Below are 17,017 nucleotides of genomic sequence, written 5' to 3' on the forward strand. Positions count from 1 at the left end.
CCCGCTGGGCCGCGAAGCGGCCCCAAAACCTGCCAGTTGCGGCGTATCAGACACACCGCACCCGCCGGTTTACGACTGCTTCGCAGCCGAGCGGGAGCAAGCTCCCTCGCCACAGGGTCATCATTTTTCTTAAGTGAACGGCATTACGACATTCACGACGCTTTGACGTCCTGCTCACGGAGTTTTAACCGGGGCGAACCGAAACTGATCGTCACCACATTCCCTGGTTATCGGTCGCCTCCTGATGCTCAAGCTCTGTTTTCATTCGCTGTTCAGCCTGGCCTTGCTCGTGATACTTGCCGACCCGGCGGCCCAGGCGGGCGAGGTTGCCGAGACCAGGCCCGCTGAATGGGCGCAGCCGGTGGAAAAGGACTACAACCTCTACCAGATGTCACCGACCCTCTATCGCAGCTCCCTGCCAGACGGCGGTGCCGTGCCTTTGCTGACGAAGCTGCGGATCGGCACGGTCATCACCTTCCTGCCGCAGTCGGACAAGCGCTGGCTGTCCACCCCCGGCATCGAGCAGGTGCAGTTGCCCTACCGCACCAATCATGTCGATGACAGCGACATACTCAGGGCCTTGCGTGCCGTCCAGGCGGCCGAAGCCAAGGGGCCGGTGCTGATGCACTGCAAGCACGGCTCGGACCGCACCGGGCTGGTGGCCGCCATGTACCGGGTGGTGGTGCAGGGCTGGAGCAAAGAGGACGCGTTGAATGAAATGACCGAAGGTGGCTTCGGCGACAGCCATCATTTCAAGGACGGCGTGCGCTACATGATGCAGGCCGATGTCGACAAACTCCGCGTGGCGTTGGCGAACGGCGATTGCAGCACCAGCGTCTTTGCCCTTTGCTCCCTGGAAAGTTGGGTCAACTCGACCACGACGACACGTCCCCTCGACCCTCAGGCGCTGGTGCCTGCACGCTGATCGGTCGCCTGCAAGAACGCGGTGATGGATTCGGACAGCGGCCGTGAATCGCCCCGTTCGAATATCGTCTCGCGTAATGCCTTGCACGTTTGCCTATCGAACAGCCCGTTGCGCTTGAATCGCTTGAACACCGTGTCGGCCAGTTGTTTCGACCAGGCATAGGCGTAGATGCCGGCGGCGTAGCCCGTGACGATGTAGTCCAGGCCATTGGGCCAACGTTCGTTCGCGAACACGGGCAGATGTCCGACCTGTGCGTTGATTTGATCGAAGACCTGCTGGGCCGTTCGTCCGTCGCCATGGCTGCGGTGCAGCTCCATGTCGAACAACGCATCGCGCAAGAACGCGGCTGTATCCCAACTGGTCTGGGTGTCGAGATAAGCCAGCAACTGATCGGCAATGGCATCGGGCAGGGGCGCCCCGGTTTGGTGATGCCTGGACAGGCGCACCAGGCATTGCTTGGTGAAGCACCATTGTTCGAGCAGTACGCCAGCGAATTCCGCCGAATCCCGGGACAGCTCGGAAATACCCGAAACAGCGCGATATTCGACCCGGCTCAGCACATGGTGCAAACAGTGGCCCAATTCGTGAAAAAGCATTCGCAGTTGCAGATGATCAAGCAGCACCGGGCTGGCACGTGAACCCCGCGGCAGCCAGCCGTGCAGCGTGGCGATCGGATAGCGAGGTCGGCCTTCGGCGGTGATGCGGCGGTTTCGCAGGGTGGAGGTATTGGGAAAGCTTTCCTGATTCGGGTCCTCGAACGGATCGAAATAGAGATAGCCCAGAAGCTCGCCCCGTTCGAAAACTTCAAGAAGACGCACCTGCGGGTGCCAGGTCGCCACGTCCCGACGTTCGATGATGTCCACGCCGAACAGGTCCCGGGCGACCAGCAGCATCCGTGAAAAGGTCGATTCCAACTCGAACCAGGCGCTGACGGTCTGTTCCGAGACGCCGGTCATTTGCTGGCGAAGCTTTTGTGCCAGGTATTGATAGTTCCATGGCTGCAACCCGCTGAAACCCTGGGCTTGGGCAAATGCCTCCAACTGCGCGCTGTCGCGGATAAACACGCTTTGCTGCTGTTCCAGCAGGCCTTGCAGGAACGTCTGGACCTCTTCCGGCGACTGGGCTTGTTCCGGTTCGAGCGCCAACTGAGCGTAACTCGAATAGCCCAGCAGGGTGGCCAACTCATGACGATCCCTGAGCAACTGCCACAGCACATCGCCGTTGTCGTACACGCCGGCATGTGGCCCTTGATCGGACGCGCGCGTGCTGTAGGCGACATACACCTGCTTGCGCAGCACGGCATCGTCCGCGTAACGCATGACGATACGAAACGATTCTTCATCGAGGGTCAACAACCATCCCGTGCGCCCCTGTTCACGGGCCTGCTCGGCCATGCGCTGCCTGAAGGCAAGCGGCAGGCCACCCAATTGGGTTTGATCATCAAATGTTCGGCTCCAGGCTTTGTTGGCCTCATGCAAATGTTCCTGGAACAGGCTCCGGGCGCCTTGGATGCGCAGTTGCAAATCCTCCAAGGCCGGCTGCGAATCGGACCCCAGCCCGTTGCGGCGAAATTGCCTGAGGATCTTTTCCAGGGTCCGCTTTCTCACTGAGGAGAAATGCTTGGCGATCTCGCTGTCCGCCAAGCGTTGATAGAGTTGGAAGAGCTCGGGGTTCTGTTTTAGCGACCGCTTGAACTGCTGCAAGCGTGGGGTGCAGTCGAGCGAAGCCTGCTTCCAGGCGTCTGCGGTACTGGTGGATGCCAGGCGCTCCAGCACATAACCGAACCCCCTGAGTCGCGCATGGATTTCATCCATGGCCAACACCAGGTCGTCCCAGGTGGGAAAAGGTGCTTGAGTCCGGATGATCTCGGCTACTTTGGCGCGGCTTTCGATGATGATCTGGTCGAGGGCCGGGGAAAAGTGTTCGGCTTTAATGTCGGAAAACGGCGGCAGGTCATAGGCCTGCAGCAGTGGGTTATCAGCGTGGCGCATGGAGACTTCCTGTCAGTCTGGACGTGTCACGGCAGTCTGGGCAGGAAGGCGATTGGCGCTGCGGTACATAGTTATCGCTTCCGGGCCGGGCGGCCCGGAAGGTAATGCCAAAGTTGTCAGTCGGTTTTTTTCTTCAACTTGGGGTTGGGGAAAAACTGCACCGCCTGGACTTTTGCGTCCGGCGCCTTGAGCGCCGAGGTGTTGACCCGGGTGCCCAATTCCTTGGGCACCGACAGGCCTTGCTCGTTGAGTGTGTCGGAATAACCGCAGGCCACGCATTCGCGGTGCGGCACGCCGTCTTCGTTCCACATCATCAACTTGTCCGGCTCGCTGCAGGCCGGGCAGACCGCCCCGGCGATAAAGCGTCGCTTGGTAATCACAGGCCCCTCACTCATGCTGCCGCGTCCTCGGTCAGGCCGCTATGGCGCAAGAGTGCGTCAATCGATGGCTCACGGCCACGGAAGTCGACGAACAGCACCATCGGTTCCTGGGAACCGCCACGGGCCAGGATTGCCTCGCGGAAGGCGCGCCCGGTGTCGGCGTTGAGCACGCCGTCTTCTTCGAATTTGGAGAAGGCATCGGCCGAGAGCACTTCCGCCCATTTGTAGCTGTAGTAACCCGCCGCGTAGCCGCCGGCGAAAATGTGCGCAAAGCTGTTGGGGAAGCGGTTGTAGGCCGGCGGACGCATGACGGAGACCTCGTCACGCACGCCTTCGAGCACTTGCAGAACGCTGCGGCCATCGCCGTGGGTGGCGTGCAGTTCGAAGTCGAACAGCGAGAACTCCAACTGACGGACCATCATCAGGCCGGACTGGAAGTTTTTCGCCGCGAGCATTTTTTCCAGCAGGTCCTGGGGCAGCGGTTCGCCGGTTTCGTAGTGGCCGGAAATCAGCGCCAGGCCTTCGGGTTCCCAGCACCAGTTTTCCATGAACTGGCTCGGCAGCTCCACGGCATCCCAGGCCACGCCGTTGATGCCGGACACACCGGCGTGTTCGACGCGGGTCAGCAGGTGGTGCAGGCCATGGCCGAATTCGTGGAACAGGGTGGTGACTTCATCGTGGGTCAGCAGCGCGGGCTTGCCGCTGTCGGCCGGGGTGAAGTTGCACACCAGGTTGGCGACCGGGCTTTGCAGGACGCCGTCGAAGGTGCGACGACGGTCGCGGGCACCGTCCATCCAGGCACCGCCACGCTTGTTGGCGCGGGCGTAGAGGTCGAAGAAGAAGCGGCCGACGTGCTGGCCGTTCTCCTTGATTTCGAACAGGCGCACGTCCGGGTGCCAGCTGTCGAAGCCTTTCAGTTCGGCGATCTCGATGCCATAGAGGCGCTGCACAATGGCGAACAGGCCGCTCAGTACCTTGTCGATCGGGAAGTAGGCGCGCAGGGCTTCCTGGGCCACGCTGTAGCGCTGTTGGCGCAGTTTTTCGCCGTAGAAACCGCTGTCCCAGCTTTGCAGGTCGGGGCAGCCCTGCTCGGCGGCATAGGCTTTGAGCTGTTCCAGGTCTAGGGCGGCGAACGGCTTGCTGCGCTTGGCCAGGTCACGCAGGAAACTGAGGACCTGATCGCTGGATTCGGCCATCTTGGTTGCCAGGCTCAACTCGGCGAAGTTAGCGAAACCGAGCAAATGGGCCAGTTCCTGGCGCAGGTCGAGGATCTGTTCCATCACCGGGCCGTTGTCGTTCTGGCCGGCATTCGGGCCTTGGTCCGAGGCGCGGGTGCAGTAGGCGGCGTAGACTTCTTCGCGCAGGGCGCGGTCTTCGGCGTAGGTCATCACCGCGTAGTAGCTAGGGAATTCCAGGTTGATCAGCCAGCCGTCCAGTTCCTTGGCCTGGGCAGCGGCGGCCATTTGCGCCTTGGCCGAGTCGGTCAGGCCGGCGAGGGCGGCTTCGTCAGTGACGTGCTTGGTCCAGGCCTGGGTCGCGTCCAGCAGTTGATTGGAGAAGCGGCTGCCCAGCTCGGACAGTTTGCTCTGCACTTCGGCGTAGCGCTTCTGTTGCTCGGGCGGCAGGTCGATGCCCGACAGGCGGAAATCCCGCAGGGAATGTTCCAGGATGGTTTTCTGCGCCACGTCGAAACCGGCCGCCTCCGGGCTGTTCGCCAGGGCTTCGAAGGCCTGGAACAGCTCGCGGTTCTGGCCCAGCTCGGTGGAATAGGCACTCAGCGCCGGCAGGCAGGCCTCGTAGGCCTCGCGCAGTTCCGGGCTGTTGCGCACGGCGTTCAAATGGCTGACCGGGCTCCAGGCCGCGCCGAGACGATCATTGAGCTCGTCCATCGCCAACACCAGGCCGGCCCAGGTAGGCTGTTGGACTTGGGTCTTGAGGATTTCGGCGATGGCCGCACGGTTGTCCGCCAGGATCTGCTCGATGGCCGGTTGCACGTGCTCGGCACGGATCGCCGAGAATGGCGGTAGGTCATAGGGCTGCAAAAGAGGGTTGTTCACGCTCACGGTCGACACCTTGGCTGGAAGAAACATCGGCCCATCTTAATTACAATCGACGCTCACCGCAGCTAGCAGCGCCTATCACCGGATAAGAGAGAGCCTATCGTGACCCTTCGCACGTACCAGAACCACAGCCCGAAGCTTGCCCGTGGGGCGTTTGTCGACAGCACCGCGGTGGTGATCGGCGACGTCGAGATCGGCGAAGACAGCTCCGTCTGGCCGCTGACGGTCATTCGTGGCGACATGCACCGCATCCGTATCGGTGCGCGCACCAGCGTCCAGGATGGTTGCGTGCTGCACATCACCCACGCCGGCCCCTTCAATCCGGATGGCTTCCCGTTGCTGATCGGCGACGACGTGACCATCGCCCACAAGGTCATGCTCCATGGCTGCTCGGTGGGCAGCCGGATCCTGATCGGCATGGGCAGCATCGTCATGGACGGCGCGGTGGTCGAAGACGATGTGATCATCGGCGCCGGCAGCCTCGTACCGCCGGGCAAGCGCCTGGACAGCGGCTTTTTGTACGTGGGCAGCCCGGTGAAGCAGGTGCGGCCGCTGACGGACAAGGAGCGCGCGTTCTTCACCTACAGCGCGGCGAACTACGTGAAGCTCAAGGACTTGCATCTGGCCGAAGGTTACGACCAGCCTTGAATCCCCCCCAAGATGTCGAATGAACCATTGTGGCGAGGGGATTTATCCCCGCTGGGCTGCGCAGCAGCCCCAAACCCTGCCAGCACAGCGTGTCAGGTTTGTTACATTCAATTTTTTGGGGGCTGCTGCGCAGCCCAGCGGGGATAAATCCCCTCGCCACAGTTTCATTCAAGCCTGTTGAGTGAACTGCATGACCACGCAGGAACAGCCATGCACTACCAGACCGTACTCTTCGACCTCGACGGCACCCTCACCGACCCCCGTGAAGGCATCACCCGTTCGATCCAGTTCGCCTTGGCCAAGCTGGGCATCGACGAACCCGACCTGACCCGCCTCGAACATTTCATCGGCCCGCCGTTGTTGCAGGCCTTCATGCAGTTCTATGACTTCGACGAAGCGAAGGCCTGGGAGGCGGTGAATTTCTATCGTGAGCGCTTCAAGGTCACCGGCCTTTATGAGAACCGGGTCTTCGACGGCGTAATGCCGCTTCTGGAAACCTTGGGCGGCCAAGGGCGCCAGCTGTACATCGCCACTTCCAAGCCCTGGGTCTTCGCCCGGGAAATCGCCCGCCATTTCGACTTCGCCCGGCACTTCAAGGTGATCTACGGCAGCGAACTGGACGGCACCCGCACTGACAAAGTCGAGCTGATCGCCCACCTGCTGGCCGAAGAAAGCCTCGACCCGGCCAGCACCCTGATGATCGGCGACCGCAAGCACGACCTGATCGGCGCCCGCAGCAATGGCCTGGATGCCGCGGCGGTGGGGTATGGGTTTGGCAGCCACGAAGAACTCAGCGCCGAGGGCCCGGCGTATCACTTCCAGACGGTGGATGCGTTGCATCAGGCGTTTCTGCGGCGTTGACTAGATGGCCATCGCGAGCAAGCTCGCTCCCACATTTTTCCGAGACGTCCACAATACGGGTGCCCACCGCCAAACCCCTGTGGGAGCGAGCTTGCTCGCGATGGCGGCAGCACAAACATCCCTGGCCTCAAGACAACACTATCGTGGCGAGGGAGCTTGCTCCCGCTCGGCGGCGCAGCCGTCGTAAGCTCGCTGATGCGGTTTGTCTGTGGAAATGAGTTGTCTTTTTTGGGGCTGCTGCGCAGCCCAGCGGGAGCAAGCTCCCTCGCCACAGGTGTTAACCATGTCCCCGGACCAAACAGGGTTAGCCAGATCCCCGCCCGCACAGGGGGTATAGATGAACGCGACAGTTCAGGCCCTGAACTGGCTGGGCGCCACGCCGCTCCAGCGCACGAAGGCATGGCGGAAGCTGGCGGTTTCGCTGAAGCCCAGTCGTTCGGCGATTCGATGGATCGGCAATTGGTCCTCGCAAAGCATCTGCTTGGCTCGTTCGAAGCGCAGTTCGTCCAGCAGTTCCTGATAGCTGCAGCCCAGGTCCTTGAGGTGCCGCCGCAAGGTGCGCGCCGAGCAGTTCATTTGCTCGGCCAAGCCTTCCAGGCCGGGGGCTGCGTTCAGTTGGGCGTCGAGCAACTGGCGGATCCTTCCTAGCCAGGCCTGGCGTCCGGTGAATTCGGTGTTCTGCCGGCGGCAGCGTTCGGCCATGGCGTGATGGGTGATGGGGTCGGCCAGGGGCAAGGGTTGTTCGAGCCAGTGGCGGTCGAAGGAAAACGCGTTATCGACGCTGTCGAAGCGCACCGGGCAATCGAAGAGTGCGGTGTAGCGCGCCTGGTAATCGGGCGCCGGATGTTCAAAGCGCGCGGCGTGCAAGGGCAGTGCATGGCCGAGGAGGTCATTGCAGATCACCTTCAGCGAAACCATGCAGAACTCGGCATTGAACACCGCCAGGGCCGGATTCTCCCGATAGTCGCTGGCGCTGAACCAGATGTGCTCGCCGTCATCGTCCAGGTTCAGCTCGAAGAGTGTTCCCAATAGCGCCGGATAGCGCAGTGCCAGGCGCAAGGCGTCACCTAAGGTGGCACTGGTGAGCAGGGCATAGCCGAGCATGCCGTAGGACGAAACGTGCATGCGCAGGCCCAGCTCCAGGCCGATGTCGCGCTTGAGGGCCACGGCGTTGGCGCAGACCTGCATCTCCTGGTTGGTGGTGATGCGCGTATCGGCCCGGCTCAGGTCCGCGGCGCTGATGCCGCTGCCGGCCAACAAGGCATCGCTGGACAGTCCTTCGTTTTTTAAGGTGCTCAGTACCAGCGAGACGGCGTTGAGGGTAGTGAGGTGGGAATGCAGCATGTCCGTTTCCAGCCTGGGGTAGGCTGGAGACGGAGCAAGTTATATGCCGGGTACTTTGGCATGACGTCGCTTTTGTGGCGAGGGAGCTTGCTCCCGCTGGGCTGGTCCGACGCTTCGGGCGAAGCGGCCCACGAAAGCTTGCGGCCGCTGCGCGACCGAGCGGGAGCAAGCTCCCTCGCCACAAAAGCCCCTCACCACAAGTTGATGCAGGTTCGGATCAGCTCAGCTCGCCACACAGGTCCAGTTCTACCAGCCGCCGAACCTCTTCCACCGGCAGCCCGGCGCCAATCAACGCCTGCAATTTGCCGAACGCGGCCTCGCGGGTCATGCCGCCACCGGACAGCACGCCGACACCGCGCAAGCGACTGCCGGCTTCGTACACGTCCAGCTCAACGCCACCTTCATGACATTGGGTCACCGCCACCACCACCACACCGCTGTCCCGCGCCCGCTCGAGGCTGGCGAGGAAGGCCGGGTTGTCGCTCGGCCCGGTGCCGCTGCCGTAGCACTCCAGCACCAGGCCCTGGATACCGCTGCCCAATAGACCATCGAGCACCTGGGCGCTGATGCCGGGAAACAGCGGCAGCGCCGCGATGTTCGCCAATTGCTTGGGCTGGTTGTAATTCAACTGCGCCGGCAGGGCCGGCGCCGGGGTGCCGCCGCCCTGGCGTTCCAGGCGCTTGAATGGGTGGCGACCGAAGCTGCGTACTTTCGCGCAACGGGTCGGCGCCAGCAGCTCACCGTGGAAGTACAGGTGCACGCCCGGCGCCAGGCCCTGGCCGAGGGCAACCAGGGCACCGCCGAGGTTTTCCCAGGCGTCGCTGTCGGTCACGCCGGCGGGCAGCATCGAGCCGGTGAAGCAGACCCGCGCATGCAGGCCCAGCAGTTGGAAGCTCATCGCCGCCGCGCTATAGGCCAGGGTGTCGGTGCCATGCAGGATCAACACGCTGTCGCAGCCCTGCACATCCACGGCGTCGACCACCGCTTCGCGCAGTTGCTGCCAATAGGCTGGGGTCATGTTGGCGCTGTCGATCAGCGGCGACATCTCCCGGAAGCGCCATTGCGGTATGACGAGTTCGGGCTGGCTGTGCAGGTAGTCGCGCATCCGCGCTTCGAAACCGGATGCCGGGGCCAGGCCGTGGGCGCTGGCTTGCATGCCGATGGTGCCGCCGGTGTAGAGCACCATGACGTGCTGGGCGGCAGGGTAGGTCAAGGAATTCATGGTTGTTCTCCGAGGACGAAAACGGCGGCTTGGGTCAGCCGCCACAACATAAGGCCGAGCATGACGCCGACCTTACGCTGTGTCACGCCGGGCGCAGGGGATGCGCCCGGTTTTTTACATCAGCCTGCGGCTCAGCGTTGCGCTGCGGCCACGCCGGCAGTCGCGGCGTCAGGTTTGGCAACCGGTGCCGACGGGGTGGCTGGCCATGCGTTGCGGTCCAGGTCCAGGTCCGGGAACTTGCTGGAGTCGAACACAGGGACCTTGATGCCGGCCGCACGCTGGTCATCGTAGTCACGCAGGATGCGCATGCCGACCTTGAACAACAGGAACAGCGCGATCAGGTTCACGAACGCCAGCAGGGTCATGGTGATGTCGGCGAACGCGAACACGGTGCCGAGGTTTTCGATGGCACCCCAGAAAATCAGGACCAGGACCAGCGCACGGTAGCCCATCAGGACCTTGCGATTGTCACCGATCATGAAGCGCAGGTTGTTCTCGCCCAGGTAGTAGTTGTAGAGGATCGAGGTGAACACGAACAACGACAGGGCCACAGAGATGAATATCCGGCCCCAGTCACCCACGACCGCCGCCAGGGAGTTCTGGGTCAGGGCAATGCCGTCGCCTTCGAAACCTGGGGTGTAGAAGCCCGACAGCAGGATCAGCAGCGCGGTGCAGGTGCAGATCACGAAGGTGTCCAGGAATACGCTGAACGCCTGGACCACGCCCTGGGCGACCGGGTGCTCGACCGACGCGACGGCGGCAACGTTAGGCGCACTGCCCAGGCCGGCTTCGTTGGCGAACACGCCACGCTTGACGCCCATGACGATGGCGCTGCCGATCAGGCCGCCGAAGGCCTGGTCCAGACCGAAGGCGCTTCTGACGATGGTCGCCAGCATGTCCGGTACATGTTCGAACTGCAGCACGATCACGTAGAGGGTCACGCCGATGTACGCCAGGGTCTTGACCGGAACCAGCAGGTCGGCAACCTTGGCGATACGCTTGATCCCACCGATGAACACCAGGCCCAGCAGCACCGCCAGGCCCAGGCCGGTGTAGGTGGTGTCAAAGCCGAAGGCGTTGTTCAGGGAGTGGGTGACCGCGTGGGCTTGCAGGCCGTTGAAGGCGAAGCCGAAGGTCACCAACAACAGGAATGCCATGATCATGCCCAGCCAGCGTTTCTGCAGGCCGTGCTGGATGTAATAGGACGGGCCGCCACGGTACTGGCCTTCGGAGTCGCAGCGCTTGTAGAGCTGGCCGAGGGAGCATTCGAAGAAGCTGCTGGACATGCCGACCAGCGCGGTCACCCACATCCAGAACACCGCACCAGGACCACCGAGGGTCACGGCGATGCCGACACCGGCGATGTTGCCCGCGCCGACACGGCCGGCCAGGCTGAGCATCAGGGCCTGGAAGGAGCTGAGCTGGTCAGTGCTGCTTTTCAGGCTGTCACGGAACACCGTGAACATGTGGAAGAAGTGACGGAACTGGACGAAACGCGAGCGGATCGTGAAGTAGCCACCGAGCCCGACAATGAGCACGATCAGCACTTTCCCTGATAGGAAGTCGTTGATGACTTCGAGCATGAGTATTCCTCGCTGTTTTTTGTTTAAGCAAATGCTGGCCATTTGGAAACATCGCGTTACATCGGTCGGCGCGCGGCCTGACAGGTGAGGCGGAGTTTCGTCCCGGTCCATTTTCGCGGGTTTGTTATTAGTTCGGTTTTCGCATGTTTAAAGGTCTCGTTGCGGACGACCGCTCATGCGAAGAGGGGCGGCACTATACCTATCAGTGCGGTGCCCGTCTGCACAGTTGTGGTGCGTCCGACGAAGCGGACCCTTTGAAACACCTGGCCTTCCGGTCAGGTTCTTGTGGGGACGAGCCTGCTCGCGTTGGCTGGCGACGCGGTTTACAACGGGCAGCGCGTCGTCGTTTATCGCGAGCAGGTTCCTTCCCACAGATTCAGTCATCCTTGGCGGCTATCAATTAAAAAAAGGGCTTGGGGAAGATCCCCAAGCCCTCAAAAGGTGAGAGGTGTCTAGTCCCTCGACCTGGTGAGCGGTGGCCGTGTCGATCACGCTTTGAGCGGGACCAGACGCGGAGCAATCATGTTTTCCGGGCGCAGGATGTCGTCGAGCATGGCGTCGTCGAGCAAACCTTCTTCGCGCACCAGTTCCAGTACGCCGCGGCCACTTTCCAGGGCGATGCGGGCGATACGGGTGGCGTTTTCATAGCCGATGTACGGGTTCAGGGCGGTGACCAGGCCGATCGAGTGCTCGACCAGCTCACGGCAGCGCGCTTCGTTGGCGGTGATGCCGACGATGCAGTGCTCGCGCAGCATGTCCATGGCCCGTTGCAGCAGGCGGATCGAGTCGAAGATCTTGAAGGCGATCAGCGGTTCCATCACGTTCAGTTGCAGTTGGCCGCCTTCAGCCGCGATGGTCAGGGCCAGGTCGTTGCCGATGATCTGGAACGCCACCTGGTTGACCGCTTCCGGGATCACCGGGTTGACCTTGCCGGGCATGATCGAGCTGCCTGGCTGGCGGGCCGGCAGGTTGATTTCGTTGATGCCGGTGCGTGGGCCGCTGGACAGCAGGCGCAGGTCGTTGCAGATCTTCGACAGCTTGACCGCGGTGCGCTTGAGCATGCCGGAGAACAGCACGAAGGCGCCCATGTCGGAGGTGGCTTCGATCAGGTCGGCGGCCGGGACCAGCGGCTGGCCGCTGATGGTTGCCAGGCGCTGTACGGCCAAGGCCTGGTAGCGCGGGTCGGCGTTGATGCCGGTGCCGATGGCGGTGCCGCCCAGGTTCACTTCGGTGAGCAGCTCAGGCGCCAGGGTTTTCAGGCGTGCCAGGTCTTCGCTCAGGGTGGTGGCGAAGGCGCGGAATTCCTGGCCGAGGGTCATCGGCACGGCGTCCTGCAGCTGGGTGCGGCCCATTTTCAGGACGTGGCTGAATTCTTCACCCTTGGCCGCGAACGCCTGGATCAGGCTGTCGAGGCTGGCCAGCAACGCGTCGTGACCCAGCAGCAGACCCAGGCGGATCGCGGTCGGGTAGGCGTCGTTGGTGGACTGCGCCATGTTCACGTCGTTGTTGGGGTGCAGGTACTGGTACTCGCCTTTCTGGTGGCCCATGGCCTCCAGCGCGATGTTGGCGATGACTTCGTTGGCGTTCATGTTGGTCGACGTGCCGGCGCCGCCCTGGATCATGTCCACCACGAATTCTTCGTGGAAATCGCCGCGGATCAAACGTGCACAGGCTTCACTGATGGCAGCGTGCTTGGCTTCGCTGAGCTGGCCAAGTTCGCGGTTGGCGTCAGCGGCGGCCTGTTTGACCATTGCCAGGCCGACCACCAGCTTCGGGTAATGCGAGATCGGGACGCCGGAGAGACGGAAGTTGTTTACCGCTCGTAGGGTCTGGATGCCGTAATACGCTTGCGCCGGTACTTCGAGTACGCCAAGCAGGTCTTTTTCTGTGCGGAATGATGCAGCGGAGGACATGACGGAAATCATCTCGATATGGACCCGGTCTGTGCCGGAACGCTGTGGATCCTAGGCTCTGGGGAAAAATAGGGCCAATGCTGTTAAACACTGGCCTATGCATATTCGGCATAATGCCGGTGTGACGCCGACGGTGCGGCGAACGTGTGACCTGTTTTGGTGCGTGTAGGGAGGCGTGATGAATCTTGAAAGCAAATGGCTTGAGGACTTCAGTGCCCTGGCCGCTACTCGCAGTTTTTCCCAGGCGGCCGAGCGGCGTTTCGTGACGCAGCCGGCGTTCAGCCGACGCATCCGCAGCCTTGAGGCGGCGCTGGGGCTGACCCTGGTCAACCGTTCACGTACGCCCGTCGAGCTGACGGCGGCGGGGCAGTTGTTCCTGGTGACGGCGCGTACGGTGGTGGAGCAACTGGGCGAAGTGCTGCGCCATTTGCATCACTTGGAAGGCGGGCAGGGCGAAGTCATCCAGGTGGCCGCCGCCCACTCCCTGGCGCTGGGCTTCTTCCCGCGCTGGATCGCGCAACTGCGCAACGAAGGGATGAACATCGCCACGCGCCTGGTGGCGACCAACGTCGGCGATGCGGTCCACGCCTTGCGCGAGGGCGGCTGCGATTTGATGCTGGCCTTCTACGACCCGGATTCGGCCATGCAGATGGACCCGGAAATCTTCCCATCGCTGCACTTGGGCCAGACCGAAATGCTCCCGGTGTGCGCCGCCGATGCCAACGGCAACCCGCTGTTCGACCTTGAAGGCGAGGCCAGCGTGCCGTTGCTGGCCTACAGCGCCGGGGCGTTCCTCGGGCGTTCGGTCAACCAGTTGCTGCGCCAGCGGGCGCTGCGTTTCACCACGATCTACGAAACGGCCATGGCCGACAGCCTGAAAAGCATGGCCCTGGAAGGCCTGGGCATCGCCTGGGTACCGCACCTGAGCGTACGCGCCGAACTGGCCCGGGGCGAACTGGTGATTTGCGGCGGCACGCAATGGCATGTGCCCCTGGAGATCCGCCTGTACCGCTGCGCCCTGGTGCGCAAGGCCAATGTGCGGTTGTTGTGGCGCAAGCTTGAAGGCGGTGTGGCGCAGGGTGCTGTCGGATCCTGAAACCAACGCAGAACCCTTTGTGGGAGCGGGCTTGCTCGCGAATGCGGTGTGTCAGCTCAGAAGGTGGCGACTGACACACCGCATTCGCGAGCAAGCTCCCACAGGGGATTTGTGGTGTTCCGACGCTGACCTGCGAGTCAATAAAACCGCCGCTTCAGCGCAAATGACAGATGGTCGGCGAAAGTGCGTTTAACCCACCATTTTCGGTATACTGCCCGGCCTTCGGTCGGTTCGCCCGGCCATCATTCGTACAACAAGCCACGCCGGTTTCCTGCGTGGCTTGTTGTTTTTTGACGCGCCTGCGGGCGCCCAGAGAGAAGAGGCACGACGATGAGTGCACTGGTTGGCGTGATCATGGGCTCCAAGTCCGATTGGTCCACCCTTAGCCACACCGCCGATATGCTGGAAAAGCTCGGCATCCCTTACGAGGTGAAAGTGGTCTCTGCCCACCGTACCCCGGACCTGCTGTTCCAGTACGCCGAAGAGGCCGAAGCGCGTGGCATCGAGGTGATCATCGCCGGTGCCGGTGGCGCGGCCCACCTGCCGGGCATGTGCGCGGCCAAGACCCACTTGCCGGTGCTGGGCGTGCCGGTCCAATCGTCGATGCTCTCGGGCGTTGATTCGTTGTTGTCGATCGTGCAGATGCCCGCCGGTATTCCGGTTGCGACCCTGGCCATCGGCAAGGCCGGCGCGATCAATGCGGCCCTGCTGTCGGCGAGCATCCTGGGCGCCAAGCATCCACAATTTCATACCGTGCTGAAAAAATTCCGCGCTGAGCAGACAGACAGCGTCCTGGACAATCCAGACCCACGCATTGCCTGAGGTTGTTGACGAATGAAGATCGGTGTAATCGGTGGCGGCCAGTTGGGTCGCATGTTGGCCCTGGCAGGTACGCCGCTGGGGATGAACTTCGCTTTCCTGGACCCGGCGCCGGACGCCTGTGCCGCGGCGCTGGGTGAACACCTGCGGGCCGACTACGGCGACCAGGATCACCTGCGCCAGTTGGCCGATGAAGTCGACCTGGTGACCTTCGAGTTCGAAAGCGTCCCGGCCGAAACCGTGGCCTTCCTGTCCCAGTTCGTGCCGGTCTACCCGAGCGCCGAAGCCTTGCGGATCGCCCGTGACCGCTGGTTCGAAAAGAACATGTTCAAGGACCTGGGCATCCCGACGCCGGCCTTCGCCGACATTCAGTCCCAGGCCGACCTGGACGCCGCCGTCGCGGCCATCGGCCTGCCCGCCGTGCTCAAGACCCGCACCCTGGGTTATGACGGCAAGGGCCAGAAAGTCCTGCGCAAGCCTGAAGACGTGGCCGGTACGTTCGCCGAGCTCGGCAGCGTGGCCTGCCTGTTGGAAGGCTTCGTGCCGTTCACTGGGGAAGTTTCGTTGATCGCCGTGCGTGCCCGCGACGGTGAAATCCGCTTCTACCCGCTGGTGCACAACACCCACAAGGACGGCATCCTCAAGCTGTCCGTCGCCAGCACCGATCACCCGTTGCAGGCCTTGGCCGAAGACTATTCCAGCCGGGTGCTCAAGCAGCTCGACTATGTCGGCGTGATGGCGTTCGAGTTCTTTGAAGTGGACGGCGGCCTCAAGGCCAACGAAATCGCACCGCGGGTCCACAACTCCGGGCATTGGACTACGGAAGGCGCCGAGTGCAGCCAGTTCGAAAACCACCTGCGGGCGGTGGCCGGACTGCCGCTGGGGTCGACCGCCAAGATCGGCGAAAGCGCGATGCTCAACTTTATCGGCAAGGTGCCGGACACCGAGAAAGTCCTGTCGATCGCCGACTGCCATCTGCATCACTATGGCAAGGCGTTCAAGGTCGGGCGCAAGGTCGGCCACGCCAACCTGCGCTGCGCTGATCGGGCCACGCTGGCCCAGCAGATCATCAAGGTCGAGACGCTGATCGCCGAGCAATAATCTGTCATACCGTTGGAACCATTCGTCGGCTAACCTCTCTCATGGCTAAGTGCCAAAACCTGATCGGGCTTTGGCTTAGCGACTCAATGAGAGGGGAATGCCATGGGAATCATCGGAACCATTTTTATCGGCTTGATCGTTGGCCTGCTGGCACGCTTCCTGAAACCGGGCGATGACAGCATGGGCTGGATCATGACCATCCTGCTCGGTATCGGCGGTTCGTTGGCAGCCACTTACGGCGGCCAGGCCCTGGGCATCTACCAGGCCGGCCAAGGCGCGGGTTTCATCGGGGCCCTGGTGGGCGCGATCGTGCTGCTGGTGATCTACGGCCTGATCAAAAGAAACTGACCCAAATGCATCAAGGCCCCCTCTGCGTCGCGAGCTGAGGGGGCTAGAATGCTCGGCGTTTCACTTTTCATTCATTGCCGAGCCCTTTCATGCGCCGTCTAGTATTGACCCTTCTTCTGCTGGGCAGCGGCCTGGCCCATGCCGCCGAGCTGCCGGAAACCGACTGGCTCGAACTGATGCCCAAGTCGGACCAGAAAGCCCTCGAGGCCATGCCCGACATCGACCACAACTCCCCGGAAGCCAACGGCACCTTCACCGAAAAAGGTGGCCTGAAGCAAAGCAAGGGCTTGCCGGCGGTGATGTATTCGACCAAGACCGTGGCGGCGATGAACGACAAGCACATCCGCATCGGCGGTTACCCGGTGCCGCTGGAAACCGACGCCAAGGGCCACAGCACGCTGTTCTTCCTGGTGCCCTACCCTGGCGCCTGCATCCACGTCCCGCCACCGCCGCCTAACCAACTGGTGCTGGTGCGTTACCCCAAGGGCCTGAAGCTGGATGACATCTACACGCCGCTCTGGGTGACGGGCACGCTGAAGATCGAAAAGGTCGATAACGACCTGGCGAGCGCGGCGTATGCGTTGGAGGCGGAGAAGGTGAGGGTGGTGCAGGAGGCGGATCTATAAGCTTGGCGCGGACCCTTGTGGGAGCGGGCTTGCTCGCGAAGGCGGTGTGTCAGTCGATATGTATGTTGGCTGACACACCGCCTTCGCGAGCAAGCCCGCT

At 62.4% G+C, this 17,017-nt stretch carries 15 protein-coding genes; 8 read left to right on the forward strand and 7 right to left on the reverse strand.

Annotated elements, in window-relative coordinates:
• Positions 1-244: 244 nt before the first annotated feature.
• Entirely contained in the window at positions 245-925 is a 681-nt protein-coding gene (locus tag HU715_RS21005) for a phosphatase domain-containing protein (RefSeq protein ID WP_186708268.1), read from the forward strand.
• Here the strand turns inward: HU715_RS21005 and HU715_RS21010 are convergent.
• The 3 genes from HU715_RS21010 to prlC all read right to left on the reverse strand — a co-directional run bounded on the left by HU715_RS21010 (position 901) and on the right by prlC (position 5,386).
• Complete coding sequence (locus tag HU715_RS21010; RefSeq protein WP_186708266.1) at positions 901-2,916, reverse strand: M3 family metallopeptidase; 2,016 nt, start codon at positions 2,914-2,916, stop codon at positions 901-903. The genes HU715_RS21005 and HU715_RS21010 overlap by 25 nt on opposite strands.
• 116 nt (positions 2,917-3,032) lie before the next feature.
• Positions 3,033-3,311, reverse strand: coding sequence for a YheV family putative zinc ribbon protein (locus HU715_RS21015; protein ID WP_018600854.1), 279 nt, complete (start codon positions 3,309-3,311; stop codon positions 3,033-3,035).
• On the reverse strand, positions 3,308-5,386 hold the full coding sequence (gene prlC / locus HU715_RS21020; RefSeq protein WP_186708264.1) for an oligopeptidase A: 2,079 nt from the start codon (positions 5,384-5,386) through the stop codon (positions 3,308-3,310). Before prlC ends, HU715_RS21015 begins: the two co-directional genes overlap by 4 nt.
• Positions 5,387-5,458: 72 nt before the next feature.
• Between prlC and HU715_RS21025 the strand changes: the two genes are divergently transcribed.
• Together HU715_RS21025 and HU715_RS21030 are read left to right on the forward strand one after the other, a co-directional pair.
• Positions 5,459-6,004 (forward strand): gamma carbonic anhydrase family protein, encoded by a 546-nt coding sequence (locus HU715_RS21025; RefSeq protein ID WP_186708262.1) that lies wholly within the window; start codon positions 5,459-5,461, stop codon positions 6,002-6,004.
• 210 nt (positions 6,005-6,214) lie between these two features.
• The gene (locus HU715_RS21030; protein ID WP_186708260.1) at positions 6,215-6,865 is read left to right on the forward strand and encodes an HAD family hydrolase; all 651 of its coding nucleotides are present in this window, start codon (positions 6,215-6,217) and stop codon (positions 6,863-6,865) included.
• A 351-nt stretch (positions 6,866-7,216) separates the two neighbouring features.
• On the opposite strand, the gene HU715_RS21035 is transcribed toward HU715_RS21030, so the two are convergent.
• The 4 genes from HU715_RS21035 to aspA all read right to left on the reverse strand — a co-directional run bounded on the left by HU715_RS21035 (position 7,217) and on the right by aspA (position 12,927).
• Positions 7,217-8,209, reverse strand: coding sequence for an AraC family transcriptional regulator (locus HU715_RS21035; RefSeq protein ID WP_186708258.1), 993 nt, complete (start codon positions 8,207-8,209; stop codon positions 7,217-7,219).
• A gap of 217 nt (positions 8,210-8,426) precedes the next feature.
• Positions 8,427-9,431 carry an asparaginase gene (locus HU715_RS21040; protein WP_186708256.1) on the reverse strand — a complete coding sequence of 335 codons (1,005 nt, stop codon included), beginning with the start codon at positions 9,429-9,431 and terminating at the stop codon, positions 8,427-8,429.
• A 131-nt stretch (positions 9,432-9,562) separates the two neighbouring features.
• Complete coding sequence (locus HU715_RS21045; protein WP_186708254.1) at positions 9,563-11,014, reverse strand: alanine/glycine:cation symporter family protein; 1,452 nt, start codon at positions 11,012-11,014, stop codon at positions 9,563-9,565.
• Between the two features lie 488 nt (positions 11,015-11,502).
• Positions 11,503-12,927, reverse strand: coding sequence for an aspartate ammonia-lyase (gene aspA, locus HU715_RS21050; protein WP_186708252.1), 1,425 nt, complete (start codon positions 12,925-12,927; stop codon positions 11,503-11,505).
• A 178-nt stretch (positions 12,928-13,105) separates the two neighbouring features.
• On the opposite strand from aspA, the gene HU715_RS21055 reads away from it, so the two are divergent.
• From HU715_RS21055 to HU715_RS21075, 5 genes are all read left to right on the forward strand, one after another.
• Positions 13,106-14,023 (forward strand): LysR substrate-binding domain-containing protein, encoded by a 918-nt coding sequence (locus HU715_RS21055; protein WP_186708250.1) that lies wholly within the window; start codon positions 13,106-13,108, stop codon positions 14,021-14,023.
• Between the two features lie 330 nt (positions 14,024-14,353).
• Positions 14,354-14,845 (forward strand): 5-(carboxyamino)imidazole ribonucleotide mutase, encoded by a 492-nt coding sequence (gene purE, locus HU715_RS21060; protein ID WP_003196369.1) that lies wholly within the window; start codon positions 14,354-14,356, stop codon positions 14,843-14,845.
• A gap of 12 nt (positions 14,846-14,857) precedes the next feature.
• Complete coding sequence (locus tag HU715_RS21065; protein ID WP_186708248.1) at positions 14,858-15,943, forward strand: 5-(carboxyamino)imidazole ribonucleotide synthase; 1,086 nt, start codon at positions 14,858-14,860, stop codon at positions 15,941-15,943.
• Positions 15,944-16,045: 102 nt separating this feature from the next.
• Complete coding sequence (locus HU715_RS21070; RefSeq protein WP_003187057.1) at positions 16,046-16,291, forward strand: GlsB/YeaQ/YmgE family stress response membrane protein; 246 nt, start codon at positions 16,046-16,048, stop codon at positions 16,289-16,291.
• A gap of 89 nt (positions 16,292-16,380) precedes the next feature.
• Positions 16,381-16,917 carry a DUF3299 domain-containing protein gene (locus HU715_RS21075; protein WP_186708246.1) on the forward strand — a complete coding sequence of 179 codons (537 nt, stop codon included), beginning with the start codon at positions 16,381-16,383 and terminating at the stop codon, positions 16,915-16,917.
• The last annotated feature ends 100 nt before the right edge of the window (positions 16,918-17,017 follow it).

It is taken from the genome of Pseudomonas zanjanensis (assembly GCF_014268745.2).
GTDB lineage: Bacteria > Pseudomonadota > Gammaproteobacteria > Pseudomonadales > Pseudomonadaceae > Aquipseudomonas > Aquipseudomonas zanjanensis.